A 16968-nucleotide genomic window follows, 5' to 3' on the forward strand; every position below is an offset into this window, starting at 1 on the left:
CGTCCGCTCCCGGTGGGGCCCCGCCCTGGTCAGGGCCGTGCCCGGGCTGGCAGGATCGCGCGCATGTCCAAGGTGTTGTCCCGTATCGGCAGGCGCCGGGCCCTGCAGGGCGCGACCGCCGGCGTCGTGGCGCTCGGGCTGCTGCTGTGGTGGCTGCTGCCCCTGGGCGAGGAACCGCCGGGCGGATCGATCAGGTTCGTCACGGGCACGCCCTCGGGGGTCTACCAGAAGTACGGGAGCCTGCTGCGCACCGAGCTCCGCGAGGACATGCCCCGGCTGAGGGTGGACCTGCGGACCAGCGCGGGCTCGCAGGAGAACGTCGAGCGCGTGGCCACCGGGGACGCCGACTTCACGATCGCCGCGGCCGACGCGGTCGAGACGTACCGGCTGGACGGCGGCGCCGGAGCCGACCGGCTGCGCGGGGTCGCCCGCCTCTACGACGACTACGTGCAGCTGGTCGTCCCGCCGGACTCCGGCATCCGCTCCGTCGAGGACCTGAAGGGCAAGCGGGTGGCCATAGGGCCGCCCGGCTCGGGAGTGCGGCTGATCGCCAACCGGGTGCTGGAGGCCGCCGACATCGACCCGGAAAAGGACATCACGGCCTCGTCGGACGGCATCGACACCGGTCCCGGGCGGCTGGGGCACGGTCTGGACGCGTTCTTCTGGTCGGGCGGGCTGCCCACCGGCGGGCTGGAACGACTGGCCGAGAAGTCCACGTTCCGGTTCGTCCCGATCGACGCGGACCTCGTCGCCAAGCTGCACGACCAGGGCGGTGCCACGCGCTACTACCGCGCCACCAGCATGCCGGAGACGGCCTACCCCACCGTGCAGAACGGCCTCTCCGTGCCGACGCTGGCGGTGTCCAACCTGCTGGTGACGCACAAGGACACGGACCCCCGGCTCACCGAGTGGCTGACCCGCACCGTGCTCAAGCGCCGGGACAGCATCGGCGAGCGTGTCCACTCCGCCCAGCTCGTCGACGTCCGCACGGCCATCTATACCGACCCGCTCCCGCTGCACGACGGCGCGCGGCGGTACTACTACTCGGTGAAGCCGTGACGTGCCGCGGCGGCGCACCGGCCCGCTCGCGCCCGGCCCGGCACACCGGCTCCCGGTCGGTCGCGGTGCCGCCCGCGCCGGCGTCTCACACCACCGGCGCCGACCTCGGCACGGTCACCGTCACCCGCAGTCCGTGCGGCTCGTGGTGGCCGTAGGAGATCGAGCCGCCGCCCGCGGCGAGCAGCGCCCGGGAGATGGACAGGCCGAGCCCGGAGCCCTTCACGTTCTGGTGGCGGCCGCTGCGCCAGAAGCGGTCGCCGATACGGGCCAGTTCCTCGTCGGTCAGCCCCGGGCCGCCGTCGGTGACCACGACGGTGGTGGTGCCGCCGTCGGAGGCGACGGTCACCTCGACCGACTCGCCCTCGGGCGTGAACTTCACCGCGTTGTCGATGACCGCGTCCAGCGCGCTGGACAGGGCGACCGGGTCGGCCCACGCGGTGGTGGGCGGGCAGGTGCCCACCAGCCGGACGCCCTTGGCCGCGGCGGTCGGGGACCAGGCCGCGACCCGCTCGGCGGCCAGCGCCCCGATGTCCGTGATCCGCAGGTCGGCCTCGGTGTGCTCGGCCAGGGCCAGGCCGAGCAGGTCGTCCAGGACCTGCGCGAGGCGCTTGCCCTCGGCCTGCACCGAGGCGATCTCCTCGTTGCCCTCCGGGAGTTCCAGGGCGAGCAGCTCGATGCGCAGCAGCAGCGCCGAGAGCGGGTTGCGCAGCTGGTGCGAGGCGTCGGCGACGAAGGCGCGCTGCTGCTCCAGCACGGTCTCGACGTTGTCCGCCATCTCGTTGAACGACCGGGCCAGCCGCCTGAGTTCCGGCGGGCCGCCCGCCACCGCGACCCGGGACTTCAGCCGCCCGGTGGCGATGTCGTGGGTGGTGGCGTCCAGGACGCGTACGGGTCTGAGCACCCACCCGGTCAGCCGGAGCGCGGCGCCGACGGCGAGCAGCATCGCGCCGATCTCGCCCGCCCCGATGACCAGCCAGCCGTGCAGGATGCGCGAGCGCATCTGCCCCGTCGGCGAGTCGGTGACCACGACCGCGACGACGTCCCCGTCCCGGATGACCGGCGAGGCGACCACGAGGCGGCGGCGCTGCCAGGGCCACACCTGCTCGGGGTCGTGGCTGCGGCGGCTGAGCAGCGCCTCGTCGAAGGCGTCGCGCACCTCGCCCTTCTCGGGCAGGAACCAGCCCGGGGCGTGGGCCATGGGGACGTGGGTGCGGTAGAAGACGCCGGCCCGGATGCCGTAGACCTCGAAGTAGCTGTCCAGTTCGCTCTGCAGGGTGTCCAGCCGCTCCCCCGTCACCAGGTCCCCGGCCTCGGCCGGGGACGTGGCGCGCGAGTCGGTGACGAACTGGGCGAGGGCCGCGAACCGTGCCGTGTCGTCGATCCGGTCGACGACGACGCGCTGCTGCTGGGCGCCGGCCAGGCTGACGGCCAGCGGGATGCCGAGCGCGAGCAGCACGGCCGTCATCAGGACGATGAGCAGCGGGAGCAGTCGGGTGCGCACCCGGCCCCGCTATCCGGCGGGCGCGACGAGCCGGTAGCCGACCCCGCGCACGGTCTCGATGAGGGCGGGCATGCGCAGCTTGGCGCGCAGGGACGCGACGTGCACCTCCAGGGTGCGGCCGGTCCCCTCCCAACTGGTGCGCCACACCTCGCTGATGATCTGCTCCCGGCGGAAGACCACCCCCGGGCGCTGGGCGAGCAGCGCGAGGAGGTCGAACTCCTTGCGGGTGAGCTGGACGACCGTGCCGTCGACGCTGACCTGCCGCGTGGGCAGCTCGATGCGGACGGTCCCGAGGCGCAGCTCGGTCTCGCCGCCGCCCTGGGCGTCCTCGTGGACGGTCCGCCGGCTGACGGCGTGGATGCGGGCGAGCAGCTCTCCGGTGTCGTACGGCTTGACGACGTAGTCGTCCGCGCCGAGGTTGAGCCCGTGGATGCGCGAGCGCACGTCGGAGCGCGCGGTGACCATGATCACCGGGGTGCTGGTGCGCTTGCGGATCTTGCCGCAGACCTCGTACCCGTCCTGGTCCGGCAGCCCCAGGTCCAGCAGGACGACCCCGAAGCCGTCGCCTTCGGGGACGAGGGCCTGGAGGGCCTCCTCACCGCTGCGCGCGTGGGTGACCTCGAACCCGTGCCGGGCCAGGACCGCCGACAGCGCTGCCGCGACGTGGTTGTCGTCCTCGACGAGCAGCAGTCTCATCCGGGCCCCCTTCGGTTCATCGGCCGTACGATCTGGTTGTGTACAAAAAGGCGTGCACGCGCGCGCGTGCACCGTGTGCAGTCACGCTGATGGATGAGGACGGCGTCAAGAGGGTTCCGGTTGCGCGCCGCTTCCGTTATCCGGCCGATATCAGCACTGCTCACAAGTGCTACGACACGTGTCCGATTGCTATCGGATCGTGATGCTCAGATTCCCCTCAAGACTGATGACGCAGGTCGTAGAGGGTTACTACTGTCCTCCGAAACCGAGGAGGACGGAGCCTGAGAGCGATGACCGAAGTATCGGTGGCCAAGGAAGATGTGGCCGCGACCGGCGATCTGGTCGTCCTGAAGAGCGTCAACAAGCACTTCGGCGCGTTGCACGTTCTCCAGGACATCGACCTGACCATCGCCCGCGGTGAAGTCGTCGTCGTGATCGGACCCTCCGGGTCCGGCAAGTCCACCCTGTGCCGCACCATCAACCGCCTGGAGACGATCGACTCCGGCAGCATCACGATCGACGGCAAGCCGCTGCCCGCCGAGGGCAAGGCACTGGCCCGGCTGCGGGCCGACGTCGGCATGGTCTTCCAGTCCTTCAACCTCTTCGCGCACAAGACCGTGCTCGAGAACGTGACGCTGGGACAGGTCAAGGTCCGCAGGACGGACAAGAAGAAGGCCGAGGAGCGGGCCCGCGCCCTGCTCGACCGGGTGGGCGTCGCCGCGCAGGCCGACAAGTACCCGGCACAGCTCTCCGGCGGCCAGCAGCAGCGCGTCGCCATCGCGCGGGCCCTGGCCATGGAACCGAAGGTCATGCTCTTCGACGAGCCGACGTCGGCGCTCGACCCGGAGATGATCAACGAGGTCCTGGAGGTCATGCAGCAGCTGGCCCGCGACGGCATGACCATGATCGTCGTCACCCACGAGATGGGTTTCGCGCGATCGGCCGCGAACCGGGTGGTGTTCATGGCCGACGGCCGCATCGTCGAGGAGGCCGCGCCCGACCAGTTCTTCAGCAACCCGCGCAGCGACCGCGCCAAGGACTTCCTGTCCAAGATCCTGCACCACTGAGACGCCTGTCGCCTCCGCGACGGCTCGCGTCACCCGCCACACGGCTTTCTCTTCACGGCAAAGGATGTTCACCATGAAGCTCCGCAAGGTTTCCGCCGCGGCCGCCACCGCCCTCGTTCTCGCCCTCACCGCGACCGCCTGCGGCGGCGGTGACGGCGACAGCGACGGCGGCTCGGGTTCGGGCGGCGGCGACAAGATCAAGATCGGCATCAAGTACGACCAGCCGGGTCTCGGCCTGAAGGAGCCCAACGGTTCCTTCTCCGGCTTCGACGTGGACGTGGCGACGTACGTGGCCAAGGAACTGGGCTACGAGCCGAACCAGATCGAGTGGGTCGAGACCAAGAGCGCCGACCGCGAGAACGCGCTGTCCCGCGGCGACGTGAAGTTCATCGCCGCGACCTACTCCATCACCGACGAGCGCAAGCAGAAGGTGGACTTCGCCGGCCCGTACCTGCTGGCCCACCAGGACCTGCTGGTCAAGGCGGACTCCGACATCAAGGAGGGCACCGACCTCAACGGCAAGAAGCTGTGTTCGGTGACCGGGTCGACGTCGGCGCAGAACGTCAAGAACGAGATCGCGCCGAAGGCTCAGCTGCAGGAGCTCGGCGGCTACTCGGAGTGCATCGCGGGCCTGCAGAGCGGCGCCCTCGACGCCGTGACCACGGACGACGCGATCCTGGCGGGCTTCGCGGCGCAGGACCAGTACAAGGGCCAGTTCAAGCTCACCGGGCTCAAGCTGAGCAACGAGAACTACGGCATCGGCGTCAAGAAGGGCGACACCGAGACCGTGAACAAGATCAACGACGCCCTGGAGAAGATGGTCAGCGACGGCTCGTGGGAGAAGGCCGTCAAGGAGAACTTCGGACCGGCGAACTACAAGAACGAGCCCGCCCCGAAGACCGGCCAGATCGTCCAGTAACGCGGGACTCCGCCGACGAAGGGTCCCCGCGGTGACGCGGGGACCCGCCGACGCGTCGCCCTCGGCCTCTACGGCGGCGCGCCACGTCCGCCACGTATGCCACACACCCGGAAGCGCGGGAGATCGTGTTCGACTTTCTTTCTGACTATGACAACCCGACCCTGCTGGGCGCCTTCTGGGTCACGGTGCAGCTCACCGTCCTCTCGGCCATCGGCTCTCTGATCTGGGGCACCCTGCTGGCGGCCATGCGGGTCAGTCCGGTTCCGCTGATGCGTGGGTTCGGCACCGCCTACGTGAACATCGTCAGGAACATCCCCCTGACCGTCATCATCGTCTTCACCTCGCTCGGCCTGGCGAACATCTTCGGCGTGACGATGGGCGCACCCGACGACTTCAAGGCCAAGGCCTTCCGCCTCGCGGTCCTCGGCCTCGTCGCCTACACCGCGGCCTTCGTCTGCGAGGCGATCCGCTCCGGCATCAACACGGTGCCCGTCGGACAGGCCGAGGCGGCGCGCGCCCTCGGGCTGAGCTTCAGCCAGGTCCTGCGGCTCGTCGTGCTGCCGCAGGCGTTCCGCTCGGTCATCGGGCCGCTGGCCAACGTGCTGATCGCACTGACCAAGAACACGACCGTGGCGGCCACGATCGGTGTGGCGGAGGCAGCCCTCCTGATGAAGGAAATGATCGAGAACGAGGCACAGACGCTGCTCATCGGCGCGATCTTCGCCTTCGGGTTCGTGGTACTGACCCTGCCCACCGGCCTGATCCTCGGCTGGCTGAGCAAGCGACTGGCGGTGAAGCGATGACGTCCGTTCTCTACGACGCCCCCGGCCCGAAGGCCAAGCGGCGCAACGTGCTCTTCTCGGTGGTCTTCTTCGTCCTGCTCGCCCTGCTGCTGTGGTGGATCTGGCAGGTGCTGGACGACAAGGGCCAGCTGGAGTGGGCCCTGTGGAAGCCGTTCACCACGCCCGAGGCCTGGACGACGTACCTGCTGCCGGGCCTGGCGGACACCCTGAAGGCCGCCGCGCTCTCCATGGTCATCGCCCTCCCGCTGGGCGCCGTCCTGGGCATCGCGCGCCTGTCGGACCACCGTTGGGTGCGCGTCCCGGCCGGCGCGGTGGTCGAGTTCTTCCGGGCCATCCCGGTGCTGCTGCTGATGCTGTTCGCCAACGAGTTCTACGTCCGCTCCACGGGCATCCCCAGCGACGAACGGCCCCTGTACGCGGTCGTCACCGGCCTGGTGCTCTACAACGCCTCGGTCCTCGCCGAGGTCGTCCGGGCCGGCATCCTCTCCCTGCCCAAGGGGCAGTCCGAGGCCGCCATGGCGATCGGCCTGCGCAAGAGCCAGACGATGACGAGCATCCTGCTGCCGCAGGCCGTCACCGCGATGCTGCCGGCCATCGTCAGCCAGCTGGTCGTCATCGTGAAGGACACCGCGCTGGGCGGCGTGATGCTCGGGTTCACCGAGCTGCTGAACACCCGCAGCACCCTCGCGGCCAACTACGCGAACGTCATCCCCAGCTTCATCGTGGTGGCGGTCATCTTCATCGTGCTGAACTTCATCCTCACCTCCTTCGCCTCCTGGCTGGAGGCCAGGCTGCGCCGCAGCAAGCGCAGCACGGGCGCGGTCCTGGGGGCCGACGAGGTCGACGAGCTCAACGCGGGCGAAGTGGGCGGCGCGCACGGGGCCGGAGCGGGCGGCAAGGCCTGACGGACCGGGACCGGCGGTCGTCTCCGCAGCGTCGCGTCCGGCGCTGACGGCCGGTCGAGCGGCACGGGGAAGACAGGGGCCAGTGGCATGATCGCCACTGGCCCCTGTCGCTTGACGCAAGCTTCGGCAATAGGTTGCATACGTTCTGTGATCGTGCACCCTGCTCCGACGTCCTGTTCACCCACGTCCCTCACGACATCACCGCGGGCAGGGGGCGCCACGCCGTGGACCCGGTGATCATCGTCGGCGCGGGGCCCGTCGGGCTGGCGCTGGCCCTGGCCCTGGCACGGCAGGAGGTGCCGTCCGTCGTCCTCGACGAGGGACCGGGCAGGGACGAACCGCGTCCCGCGCGCACCGTCGTGCTGCGCGAGGACACCGCGGACCTCATGGAACGCCTCACCGGCGTACGGCTGGACGGGGCCGGTGTCCACTGGGCCGGATGGCGGTCGATGCGGCGCAAGCAGGTGATGCGCGAGGTCGCGTTCGCGGAGGACGAGCCCGCCCCCCTGCACATCGCCCAGCACGTCCTGACGGGGGCCCTGCGCGCCGCGCTCGCCCGCGAACCGCTGGCCGAGGTCGCCGTGGACAGCCGCCTGGACGGCATCGAGCAGGAGCCCTCGGGCGTCACGGCCCGCACCCGCGGCCGGAAGGGCACCTGGTGGCGCGGGAGTTACCTGGTCGGCTGCGACGGCCCGCGCTCGACCGTCCGCAAACTCCAGGACATCCGCTTCCCGGGCCGCACGGCGGTGGAACGTCACGCCGTGGCCGCGCTGCGCACCGACCTGCCGTGGGAGGACGAGGCGCTGCTGCACCGGACGCCGCCGTGGCGGACCTCGGGCCCCTCGGCCGGGGAGATCACCGCGCGCCCCCTCCCGGACGGCGTGTGGCGGCTGGACTGGCTGCTGCCGCCGGGCAAGGACCTGGTGACGCCCGAACTGCTGCTGGCCCGCATCCGGGAGACCCTCACCGGCTGGACCGGCGACCCCGCTCCCGCGTACGACCTGCTGGACACCGGCGTCCACACGGTCCACCACCGGCTGGCCCGGCGCTGGCGGGCGGACCGCGTGTTCCTCGCCGGCGACGCGGCGCACCTGCTCGGCGCGCTGGGCACGCACGGGCTGGAGGAAGGGCTGCGGGACGCCGACAACCTCGCCTGGAAGCTGGCCCTGGCCTGGCACCACGGACCGCACGAGGCGCTGCTCGACAGCTACCAGGAGGAGCGCCGCGCGGTCGTCGCCGCCCGGCTGCGCGCCGCCGACCAGGTGCTGCCGCTGCTGCGCGGCGGCGGCGGACTGCGCTCGTACGTACCCGGATCGGCGCGCAACCACGACGCCCTGCTCAGCGACGGCCACCTGGGGCTCGGCGCGCTGGGCGCGTCCGGGGGGTACGTCGACTCGCCGCTCGCGCCCCCGCCCCTGGAGGGCGAGGTGCCGGTCGACACCGCGCCCGGAGCGCAGGTCATCGACGTGCGGGTCACCGCGGAGGACGGCTCGTTCGTCCGGCTGCGGGACCGGCTGGGCCGCGGCGCGCTGCTCGTGGTGCTGATCGCGCCGGGCACGGGCGTGTGGGAGCGCCGGCACTGGATGACCGCCGGGATCATGCCGCGGCTCGCCGCCGCCGTGACGGCGCTGCCGCGCCCCGCCGAGCTGCTGGTCGCCGAGGAGTACCCGGGGGCGGCCGCGCACACCGTGCTCCTGGTCCGCCCGGACGGACACCTGGTCACGGCGCTGAACGGGGTGCGCCCGACGGACCTGTACACGGCGGCGGAGGCGGCACTGGGCGGCCGGGCCGAGCCGGGGACCGGGGCGGAGGCGGAGGCCGGCGCCGGGGCTCCGGCGGGCTCGCGCTGACGCGTCCGGGGCGTCCGCGTGCGCGGACGTCGACGTGCCCGCGCACGCACACGCGGGTCGCGTGCGGTGTGGGACGCCGGGGCGTCGGAGCGTCCGGAGCGTGGAGGCGCCGTCCGGGCCGCCTGCCCCTGTGTGTCCGCATTGTGACGGCGAGTTGACCCTTTCGCACCGGCGTGGTGTACTCCGGATCGTGATCGACACCTGTGTGCGCCTGTGGCGGAGGGTCCATATGGACCTCGTCCGCTATGCGGGCTGCGTGTGTCGCCCGTCCTGCTGACTTCGCCTCCCCCCTTCCGCGCGCGCCGCCGCATGCCGTCGCGCGCCCTTCGCGAACGCTCTTCAGGACGGTACCCGTGTCTGTCTCCCCTTCCGCACCGCCCGCTGTCTCCTCCCCTCCCACGCAGGCCGACCTCCTCGGCTTCGCCCGGCGCACCGCCGCCGACGCCGCGCTGATCGCCTCCCTTCCGCTCGACCCGGAGGGCCGTACCTGGGTGCGGCTGGACGGTCCCGGCGGCAGCGAGGCCTGGCTGATCGGCTGGCCGCCCGGCACCGGTACCGGCTGGCACGACCACGCCGACTCCGTCGGCGCCTTCGTGACCGCGTCGGGCGAGCTGAAGGAGAACTCGCTCGCCGCCCGGCTCCCCACCGACGGCTGGAAGACCCTCGAACTCACCGACGGCGTGGACCGGGAACGCCGGCTGCCGGCCGGGCAGGGCCGCGCCTTCGGCCGCCACCACGTCCACGAGGTGCTCAACGAGTCCGCCGACCGGCACGCGATCTCCGTGCACGCCTACTATCCGCCCCTGCCGCAGATCCGCCGCTACAGCCGCAGCGGCCAGGTCCTGCGGCTCGAGCAGGTCGAGCGCCCGGAGGACTGGCAGTGAGCACACCGCGCGTCGGCATCGACGAACTGCTGGAGCGGGTCCGGGCGGGCTACGAGCGCGTCGCACCGCGGGAGGCGTACGAGGCCGCCCGGGCCGGCGAGGCGCTGCTGGTGGACATCCGGTACGCCGCCCTGCGCGAGCGGGACGGCCTGATCCCCGGCGCCCTCGTCGTCGAGCGCAACGAACTGGAGTGGCGCCTCGACCCGCAGGGCAGCCACCGTCTGCCCGAGGCCACGGACCACGACCTGCGCGTCGTCGTCCTGTGCAACGAGGGGTACGCCTCCAGCCTCGCGACGGAGTCCCTGCACCGGCTGGGACTCCACCGGGCCACCGACCTGATCGGCGGGTTCCAGGCGTGGCGGGCGGCGGGGTTGCCGGTCACGGTCGCGGTCTAGGAGCGGTCCGGCTGTGCGGCGGGCCCGCCTGCTCCCCACGCCCCTGCCCGGTCGTGGCGTCCAGCCGGCGGCTCCGCCGTCGTCCCGCTCAGAGGTCCTCGTCGAGGAACTCCGTGTCCTCGCCCTCTTCCTCCAGCGCCTGCCGGACCACGCGCAGGGCCAGGCCCTCGGGATAGCCCTTGCGGGCGAGCATGCCCGCGAGACGGCGGATCCGCTTGTCGCGGTCGAGGCCGCGGGTGGCGCGCAGCTTGCGCGCGACGAGCTCCCGCGCGGTCTCTTCCTCCTGCTCCGAGTCGAGCCGGGCGACGGCCGCGTCGATCAGCGTGGAGTCGACGCCCTTGGTGCGCAGCTCCCGGGCGAGCGCCCGTCGGGCGAGTCCTCGTCCGTGGTGCCGGGACTCCACCCAGGCGTCGGCGAACGCGCCGTCGTCGATCAGGCCGACCTCCTCGAACCGCGACAGCACCTCCTCGGCGGCCTCGTCCGGGATCTGCCGCTTGCGCAGGGCGTCGGCGAGCTGCTTCCGCGTCCGCGGGGTCCCGGTGAGCAGGCGCAGGCAGATCGCCCGTGCCTGCTCGACCGGGTCCCCCGGAGGCTCCTCCTGCCCGGCCCTCGACGCGGAGGAGGCGCCCCCGTCCTCGGCGGTCGCCTCACCGAACCGGCGTCGGCGTCCACGCCCACCACGCGGCCCGCCGTCACGCGAGCCGCCTGCGGGTGAGCCGCCCGTGCGACGCACCCCCTCCCCACGACGCCGGTCGCCGCCCGCGCCCTCGTCGTGGCCGCCGTCCGTGCCGGAGGCGTCGTCCGGCTCTCCGTGGCCGTACACGTCGTCGCCGTGTGCGGCTGGGGCCGGGCCGGCTCCGGTGTCCCTCCCCCGGGGAGACCCGGAGCCGGCGTACTCGTACTCGGCCCAGTCGGTTCGCCGTGTCACGGTCAGCTCTTGGCCGCCGCGGCCTTGGACTTGGCGGTCTTGGCCGCTGCCGGGGCGGGCACCGCCGCCGCCGTGTCGGCCGGGGCGGCGGAGGCCGTGGCGGCCGCGCCCGGCTCGGCGGCCGGCTCCTCGGGACGCACGCCGACGCCCAGCTTCTCCTTGATCTTCCTCTCGATCTCGTTGGCCAGGTCGGGGTTGTCCTTGAGGAAGTTGCGCGCGTTCTCCTTGCCCTGGCCGAGCTGGTCGCCCTCGTACGTGTACCAGGCGCCGGCCTTGCGGACGAAGCCGTGCTCCACGCCCATGTCGATCAGGCCGCCCTCGCGGCTGATGCCCTGGCCGTAGAGGATGTCGAACTCGGCCTGCTTGAAGGGCGGCGCGACCTTGTTCTTGACGACCTTGCACCGGGTGCGGTTGCCGACCGCCTCCGTGCCGTCCTTCAGCGTCTCGATGCGGCGGATGTCGATGCGCACCGACGCGTAGAACTTCAGCGCCCGGCCACCGGTCGTGGTCTCCGGCGAGCCGAACATCACGCCGATCTTCTCGCGGAGCTGGTTGATGAAGATCGCGGTGGTCTTCGACTGGTTGAGCGCGCTGGTGATCTTCCGCAGGGCCTGGCTCATCAGACGGGCCTGCAGACCGACGTGGCTGTCGCCCATCTCGCCCTCGATCTCCGCGCGCGGGACGAGCGCCGCGACGGAGTCGATGACGATGAGGTCGAGGGCGCCGGAGCGGACCAGCATGTCCACGATCTCCAGGGCCTGCTCACCGTTGTCCGGCTGGGACAGGATCAGGTTGTCGATGTCGACGCCGAGCTTGCGCGCGTACTCGGGGTCGAGGGCGTGCTCCGCGTCCACGAAGGCGACCTGGCCGCCGGCCTTCTGCGCGTTCGCCACCGCGTGCAGGGTCAGGGTCGTCTTGCCGGAGGACTCCGGTCCGTAGATCTCCACCACACGGCCGCGCGGCAGACCGCCGACGCCGAGGGCGACGTCGAGCGCGGTCGACCCGGTCGGGATGACCTCGATGGGCTCCTTGGACCGCTCGCCCATGCGCATGACCGCGCCCTTGCCGAATTGCCGTTCAATCTGTGCGAGCGCGGCGTCCAGGGCCTTCTCGCGGTCGGTTCCTGCCATGGGTTCCACCCGATTTGCTTGAGTCGATCGCTTCACGTCAAAGACGCTAACGCCTGCCACTGACAATGCGCCTTGACGCACGTCCGGCCTGTGGACAACTCGGGGACTTCTCCACCAAAACCGTATCGAAACGCCCACCGAGGGCCCCGCCGGAGCCTCCATAAGAATAGATGTTCGATTTTGGTGTCAAGCGCGCCACGCGGCACCGCGGGGCACCGCCCGGGCCGGTCCGGCGGCTGCTCCGCCTCGCGCTCGCCGCCGCCGCGTCCGCCGGGCCCGCCGACGCGGCCGAGGAGCGCGCGGCGCTCAGGAAGGGCGCCTCGGGGACTCCCCGACTCCGGGTTCTCCCACTCCGGGTTCTCCTACCCCGGGTTCCCCGCCTTCGGGCTGCCCGCCCCCGCTCCCCGCTTCCCCGGCCCGCCGCGCCCGCAGCCGCCGCACCTGCGCGAGGAGGCCGCGCCTGTCGGCCGTTCTGCGGTGGCCGTGCACGCGCGGGTCGTCGGTGACGGCGTACCGCTTCACGTACGCGCCGAGGAACGCCTGGAGGGTGGCGATGGCGGGGATGGCGATCAGCGCGCCGACGGCGCCGAGGAGGGCGGTGCCCGCGACGACCGAGCCGAAGGCGACCGCGGGGTGGATGTCGACGGTCTTCGAGGTGAGCTTGGGCTGCAGCACGTAGTTCTCGAACTGCTGGTAGATCACGACGAAGACCAGCACCCACAGCGCGTACCAGGGATCGACCGTGAACGCGATGAGCATGGGCAGGGCGCCCGCGAGGTAGGTGCCGATGGTGGGGAGGAACTGCGACACCAGGCCCACCCACACGGCGAGCACCGGCGCGTACGGCACGTCCAGGGCCTGCAGCAGCACGTAGTGCGCCACGCCGGAGATCAGGGCCATCAGGCCGCGCGAGTACAGGTAGCCGCCGGTCTTGTCGACGGCGATCTCCCAGGCGCGCAGCACCTCGGCCTGCCGGGCGGGCGGCAGGACGGAGCAGATCGTCCGTCGCAGCCGGGGGCCGTCCGCGGCGAAGTAGAACGAGAACAGCGCGACCGTCAGCAGCTGGAAGAGGCCCCCGATGACCTGGGCGGACACGTCGAGGACGCCGGTGGCGCTGTTCTGCACGTAGCCGCGCAGCCAGTCGGAGCGCAGCAGGCCCTCCTGGATGTCCACGCGCTTGAGGTCGGTGCGGAAGTGCGCGTTGATCCAGTTGATGACGGAGTCGAGGTAGCCGGGGAAGCCCTCGACCATCTTGATGATCTGGCCCGCCAGCATGGACCCGAGCAGCGTGACGAAGCCCGCCGCCACGACGGTCACGCCGATGAAGACCAGGAAGGCGGCCAGCCCCCGGCGCATGCGGCGCGCGGCCATCCAGCTCACCGCGGGCTCGATGGCCAGGGCCAGGAAGAACGCGATCAGAATGTTGATCAGCAGTCCGGTGAGCTGGTGGAAGGCCCAACTGCCCAGCTGGAACACGGCGACGAGCGCGAGCGCGAGCACCATGGCGCGCGGCAGCCAGCGCGGCATGCGGGCGCCCGGGGCGGCGCCGGCGGCCGGGGGGCGGTCGGGCGGCGTCGTGCCGGAGAGGGGTGCGTGCGGGGCTGCCTGCCCGGTCTCGTCAGTGGGTGCCACGGGTCAAGTCTGGCCCACGCCACGGACAGTGGAGCGCCGCCCTGCGATCTTGGGCCCGATCAGCGCTTCTCCGAGGGCACGTTCATCACCGAGCACACCACGCGCCACACGTCCTTGGCCTCCCAGCCGGCGTCCAGCGCCTGGTCCACCGTGCGTCCGCCGAGTTCCGACATCACGTGATCACGCGCGAACATTTCGGCGTAGCCGGGACCGAAGTGGTCCGCCATTCGTTCCCAGAAGACCGTCAACCGCATGAGTCCAGTATCCCGCTCCCGGGGTGGGCCTGAGCCGGGAGGGCCTGCCGAGACCGCTTTCCGCCCTACGGTCTGTCGCATGGCCGAAACAGGAGCTCCCCCACTCCCCCCGACGCCCCCGGCGCACACCCCGCTCGCGCGCGCCGAACGCTTCGTGTGGCTCTCCGCGCGCGTGCTGGAGCGGCACCTCTTCGCGCACCACTTCCGGGGCGGCGGCGCCGACCCCGTGGAGCGGGCGCTGGACGCCTACCGCAACGACGACGGCGGATACGGCCACGCGCTGGAGCCCGACCTGCGCGGCCCGGTCAGCCAGCCCCTGCACGCCGCGCACGCCCTGCGCGTCCTGGACGCCGTCGGGCGCTGCGGCGGCCAGCGCGTGGAGCGCCTGTGCCGCTACCTGACCTCGGTGTCCACCCCGGACGGCGCCCTTCCGGCGATCCATCCCAGCCAGTGCGGCTATCCGGCCGCCCCCTTCGTCCCGATCCCGGACGACCCGCCCAGCGCGCTGCTCGCCACCGGCCCGGTGGTGGGGCTGCTGCACCGCAACGACGTGTGGCACGCCTGGCTGTTCCGGGCCACGGACTTCTGCTGGCAGGCCGTCGAGTCCCTGGAGAAGTCCCACCCCCACGAGGTCCGGGCCGCCGTCGCCTTCCTGGACTCGGCACCCGACCGGCCGCGCGCCGAGGCGGCCGCCGACCGGCTGGGCCGGCTGGTGCGCCGGCACCGCCTCGCGGCCCTGGACCCCGGCGACCTCGCCGCGTACCCGCCGGCACCGGGGTACGCGCCGGACGAGCGGTACTTCCCGCACGACTTCGCCAGGACGCCGCGCTCCCTGGCACGCGCGTGGTTCTCGGACGACGAGATGGCGCGTTCCCTGGACCTCCTCGCGGCCGGGCAGCAGCAGGACGGCGGCTGGCCGGTCCGCCGGCGCCCCTGGGCCCCTGCCCCGGCCCTGGAGGCGCGTTCCCTGGTGACGATCGAGGCCCTGCGCACCCTCGGGGCGTACGGCCGCCCCCTCGCCTGACTCAGCCGCCCAGGGCCCGTACCCCGGCGGTCACCACCACGGCCGCCGCGACGACGAGCAGGAACGGCGCGCGCAGCACCAGCGCCACCGCGGCGGCACCGACGCCCGCGGCCCGCGCGTCCAGCACCAGCGCCTGCCCGTCGGCGAAGGTCTGCTGGGCCGTGAGGGCGGCGAGCAGGGCGACGGGCAGCAGGGCGGCGAGCCGCCGGACCAGAGGGCGTTCCAGGGCCTGTGCGGGGACCAGCAGGCCCGCCAGCTTGACGGCGTAGCACCCGAGGGCGGTCACGCCGACGGCGATCCAGACGTTCACCGGTCGCCTCCCGGCGTCGCGTCGCGGCCGCCGCGGCGGCCCCGCGCCCAGAGCACCGCCGGCGCCGCGAGCGCGGCCACCAGGACCGGCACCCCGGCGGGCAGGACGGGCAGCAGACCGAGTCCCAGCAGGACGGCGAGCCCGGCGACGGCCCGCTCGACCCCGCTCTTCAGCATGGGCGCGAGCAGCGCCAGGAAGACGGCGGGCCCGGCGGCGTCCAGGCCCCAGGCGCCGGTGTCCCCGATGGCCTCGGCGCCCAGCGCGCCGAGCAGGGTGGTGAGGTTCCACAGCAGGTACAGGCTGAGCCCCGTCACGACGAACCCGATGCGCGCGCCGCGCCGCGTGGGCTGTGCCAGCGCGACGGCGGTCGTCTCGTCGATGACCCACTGCGCCGCGAAGGGCCGCACCCCGCGCGGGAGGGCCAGCACCTGCGACAGGCGCAGCCCGTAGAAGGCGTTGCGCACCCCCAGGAAGAGGGCCCCCGCGGCCGCCGTGACCGCACCGCCGCCGGCCGCGAGCGCCCCCACCAGTGCGAACTGGGACGCCCCGGTGAACACCAGGAGGCTGAGCGCACACGTCTGCCACACCGTGAGCCCGCTGCCGGCCGAGGTCACCCCGAAGGCGAACCCGGACAGTCCGACGGCGACTCCGACACCGAGGGCGTCCCGGACGACGGCACCGTCCGGCTTACCGCCGCCGTCGTCGCGTATCTCTGCGAGAGCTGTCTGTTCTGCCACGCTCCCGGACGCTACGGGAGCCGCCCCGGCACGTCTTGTACGTTCTTGCGCTCGCGCTGGTAGGCGCCCGGAGGCACCCCCACGATCCGCGCGAAGTGCCGGTTGAGGTGCGGCTGGTCGGTGAAGCCCACGGCCACGGCGGCCTCGGAGGGCGTCACCCCGGCGTCCAGCAGCCGCCGGGCCGCCCGGACCCGCGCGTCCGTGAGCCAGGTGTGGGGCGGCATCCCGTAGGCGTCCCGGAACGCGCGCAGCAGGGCGAACGGACCGGTCCCCAGCTCCGCCGCCAGCTTCTCCAGCGTCGGGGGCCCGGCCATCCGCTCCTCCAGCACCGCACGCGCGCGTGCCGCGGTCCGGGCCCCGGCCGTGCGCACCTCCCGCCGCGGCAGCGTCCCGCCGTTCAGCCGCAGCAGCCGGGTCACGGCGACCCGCAGCAGGGTGTCGGCGGCCAGCGCGTCGCCCTCGTCGGCGGCCCGCAGCACCCGGTGCACCAGGGCCACGGTGTACGGGTCGTCCAGCACGGGGGTGACGAACCCGGGCGTCCCGCGCAGCGTGGTCGTCTCGGCCGCGATGTCGGCCACGACCTCGGGAGACGGGTAGACGGCCCCGTACCGCCATCCCTCGGGCACGCCCGCCCGGCCGGTGTGCGGGGTGTCGGGGTTGACCAGCGCGAGCGCCCCGGCACCGGCGTACTGGTCCCCGCCGCCGTGGTGGAACACCTCCACCCCGTCCGCGATGGCGGCGATCACGAAGTGCTCGTGCGTGTGCCGGACGAACGTCTTGCGGACGTACCGGGCGCGCAGCAGGTCGACCCCGGGCAGCTCGTCGTACTGCCAGTGCCGTGCCTGCTCGCGTGAACCCGCCATGTGCTCATTGT

At 72.6% G+C, this 16968-nt stretch carries 18 protein-coding genes and 1 pseudogene; 10 read left to right on the top strand and 9 right to left on the bottom strand.

Annotated elements, in window-relative coordinates; all coding sequences use genetic code 11:
- The first annotated feature begins 63 nt into the window (after window positions 1-63).
- Entirely contained in the window at window positions 64-1059 is a 996-nt protein-coding gene (locus ACIF8T_RS15765; protein WP_400035261.1) for a TAXI family TRAP transporter solute-binding subunit, read from the top strand.
- An 85-nt stretch (window positions 1060-1144) separates the two neighbouring features.
- On the opposite strand, the gene ACIF8T_RS15770 is transcribed toward ACIF8T_RS15765, so the two are convergent.
- Both ACIF8T_RS15770 and ACIF8T_RS15775 read right to left on the bottom strand, forming a co-directional pair.
- The gene (locus tag ACIF8T_RS15770) at window positions 1145-2560 is read right to left on the bottom strand and encodes an ATP-binding protein (RefSeq protein ID WP_400035263.1); all 1416 of its coding nucleotides are present in this window, start codon (window positions 2558-2560) and stop codon (window positions 1145-1147) included.
- Window positions 2561-2569: 9 nt separating this feature from the next.
- The gene (locus tag ACIF8T_RS15775; RefSeq protein ID WP_400035265.1) at window positions 2570-3256 is read right to left on the bottom strand and encodes a response regulator transcription factor; all 687 of its coding nucleotides are present in this window, start codon (window positions 3254-3256) and stop codon (window positions 2570-2572) included.
- A gap of 290 nt (window positions 3257-3546) precedes the next feature.
- Here ACIF8T_RS15775 and ACIF8T_RS15780 point away from each other — a divergent pair, with 290 nt between their 5' ends.
- From ACIF8T_RS15780 to ACIF8T_RS15815, 8 genes are all read left to right on the top strand, one after another.
- Window positions 3547-4323 (top strand): amino acid ABC transporter ATP-binding protein, encoded by a 777-nt coding sequence (locus tag ACIF8T_RS15780; protein ID WP_400035267.1) that lies wholly within the window; start codon window positions 3547-3549, stop codon window positions 4321-4323.
- A 73-nt stretch (window positions 4324-4396) separates the two neighbouring features.
- Entirely contained in the window at window positions 4397-5242 is an 846-nt protein-coding gene (locus ACIF8T_RS15785) for a glutamate ABC transporter substrate-binding protein (protein WP_400035269.1), read from the top strand.
- A gap of 125 nt (window positions 5243-5367) precedes the next feature.
- Window positions 5368-6045: an amino acid ABC transporter permease gene (locus ACIF8T_RS15790; protein WP_400035271.1), complete on the top strand. Its 678-nt coding sequence runs from the start codon at window positions 5368-5370 to the stop codon at window positions 6043-6045.
- Window positions 6042-6950 (top strand): amino acid ABC transporter permease, encoded by a 909-nt coding sequence (locus ACIF8T_RS15795; protein WP_400035273.1) that lies wholly within the window; start codon window positions 6042-6044, stop codon window positions 6948-6950. The genes ACIF8T_RS15790 and ACIF8T_RS15795 overlap by 4 nt, the downstream gene beginning before the upstream one ends.
- 224 nt (window positions 6951-7174) lie before the next feature.
- Window positions 7175-8800 (top strand): FAD-dependent monooxygenase, encoded by a 1626-nt coding sequence (locus tag ACIF8T_RS15800; RefSeq protein WP_400035275.1) that lies wholly within the window; start codon window positions 7175-7177, stop codon window positions 8798-8800.
- 205 nt (window positions 8801-9005) lie between these two features.
- The gene (locus ACIF8T_RS15805; RefSeq protein ID WP_309544753.1) at window positions 9006-9077 is read left to right on the top strand and encodes a putative leader peptide; all 72 of its coding nucleotides are present in this window, start codon (window positions 9006-9008) and stop codon (window positions 9075-9077) included.
- Window positions 9078-9153: 76 nt separating this feature from the next.
- Window positions 9154-9684: a cysteine dioxygenase gene (locus ACIF8T_RS15810; protein ID WP_400035277.1), complete on the top strand. Its 531-nt coding sequence runs from the start codon at window positions 9154-9156 to the stop codon at window positions 9682-9684.
- Window positions 9681-10079 carry a rhodanese-like domain-containing protein gene (locus ACIF8T_RS15815; RefSeq protein ID WP_400035279.1) on the top strand — a complete coding sequence of 133 codons (399 nt, stop codon included), beginning with the start codon at window positions 9681-9683 and terminating at the stop codon, window positions 10077-10079. The genes ACIF8T_RS15810 and ACIF8T_RS15815 overlap by 4 nt, the downstream gene beginning before the upstream one ends.
- A gap of 88 nt (window positions 10080-10167) precedes the next feature.
- Here the strand turns inward: ACIF8T_RS15815 and recX are convergent, their stop codons facing one another.
- From recX to ACIF8T_RS15835, 4 genes are all read right to left on the bottom strand, one after another.
- Window positions 10168-11007 (bottom strand): recombination regulator RecX, encoded by an 840-nt coding sequence (gene recX / locus ACIF8T_RS15820; protein WP_400035281.1) that lies wholly within the window; start codon window positions 11005-11007, stop codon window positions 10168-10170.
- A gap of 2 nt (window positions 11008-11009) precedes the next feature.
- Window positions 11010-12137: a recombinase RecA gene (recA, locus tag ACIF8T_RS15825; RefSeq protein WP_400035283.1), complete on the bottom strand. Its 1128-nt coding sequence runs from the start codon at window positions 12135-12137 to the stop codon at window positions 11010-11012.
- Window positions 12138-12443: 306 nt separating this feature from the next.
- Window positions 12444-13769: an AI-2E family transporter gene (locus tag ACIF8T_RS15830; protein WP_400035285.1), complete on the bottom strand. Its 1326-nt coding sequence runs from the start codon at window positions 13767-13769 to the stop codon at window positions 12444-12446.
- 59 nt (window positions 13770-13828) lie between these two features.
- Complete coding sequence (locus ACIF8T_RS15835) at window positions 13829-14023, bottom strand: DUF3046 domain-containing protein (protein WP_400035287.1); 195 nt, start codon at window positions 14021-14023, stop codon at window positions 13829-13831.
- A 79-nt stretch (window positions 14024-14102) separates the two neighbouring features.
- On the opposite strand from ACIF8T_RS15835, the gene ACIF8T_RS15840 reads away from it, so the two are divergent.
- A complete protein-coding gene (locus ACIF8T_RS15840; RefSeq protein WP_400035289.1) occupies window positions 14103-15047 on the top strand; it encodes a hypothetical protein in 945 nt (314 codons plus the stop codon).
- A 1-nt stretch (window position 15048) separates the two neighbouring features.
- Here ACIF8T_RS15840 and ACIF8T_RS15845 read toward each other — a convergent pair whose 3' ends face one another.
- The 3 genes and pseudogenes from ACIF8T_RS15845 to ACIF8T_RS15855 form a co-directional block, all read right to left on the bottom strand.
- Window positions 15049-15357 carry an AzlD domain-containing protein gene (locus ACIF8T_RS15845; RefSeq protein WP_400035291.1) on the bottom strand — a complete coding sequence of 103 codons (309 nt, stop codon included), beginning with the start codon at window positions 15355-15357 and terminating at the stop codon, window positions 15049-15051.
- The gene (locus ACIF8T_RS15850) at window positions 15354-16094 is read right to left on the bottom strand and encodes an AzlC family ABC transporter permease (protein ID WP_400035293.1); all 741 of its coding nucleotides are present in this window, start codon (window positions 16092-16094) and stop codon (window positions 15354-15356) included. Before ACIF8T_RS15850 ends, ACIF8T_RS15845 begins: the two co-directional genes overlap by 4 nt.
- A 26-nt stretch (window positions 16095-16120) precedes the next feature.
- A pseudogene (locus ACIF8T_RS15855) lies at window positions 16121-16957 on the bottom strand (AraC family transcriptional regulator); the annotation flags it as partial.
- Window positions 16958-16968 lie beyond the last annotated feature (11 nt).

Source organism: Streptomyces sp. NPDC085946 (genome assembly GCF_044540485.1).
GTDB lineage: Bacteria > Actinomycetota > Actinomycetes > Streptomycetales > Streptomycetaceae > Streptomyces.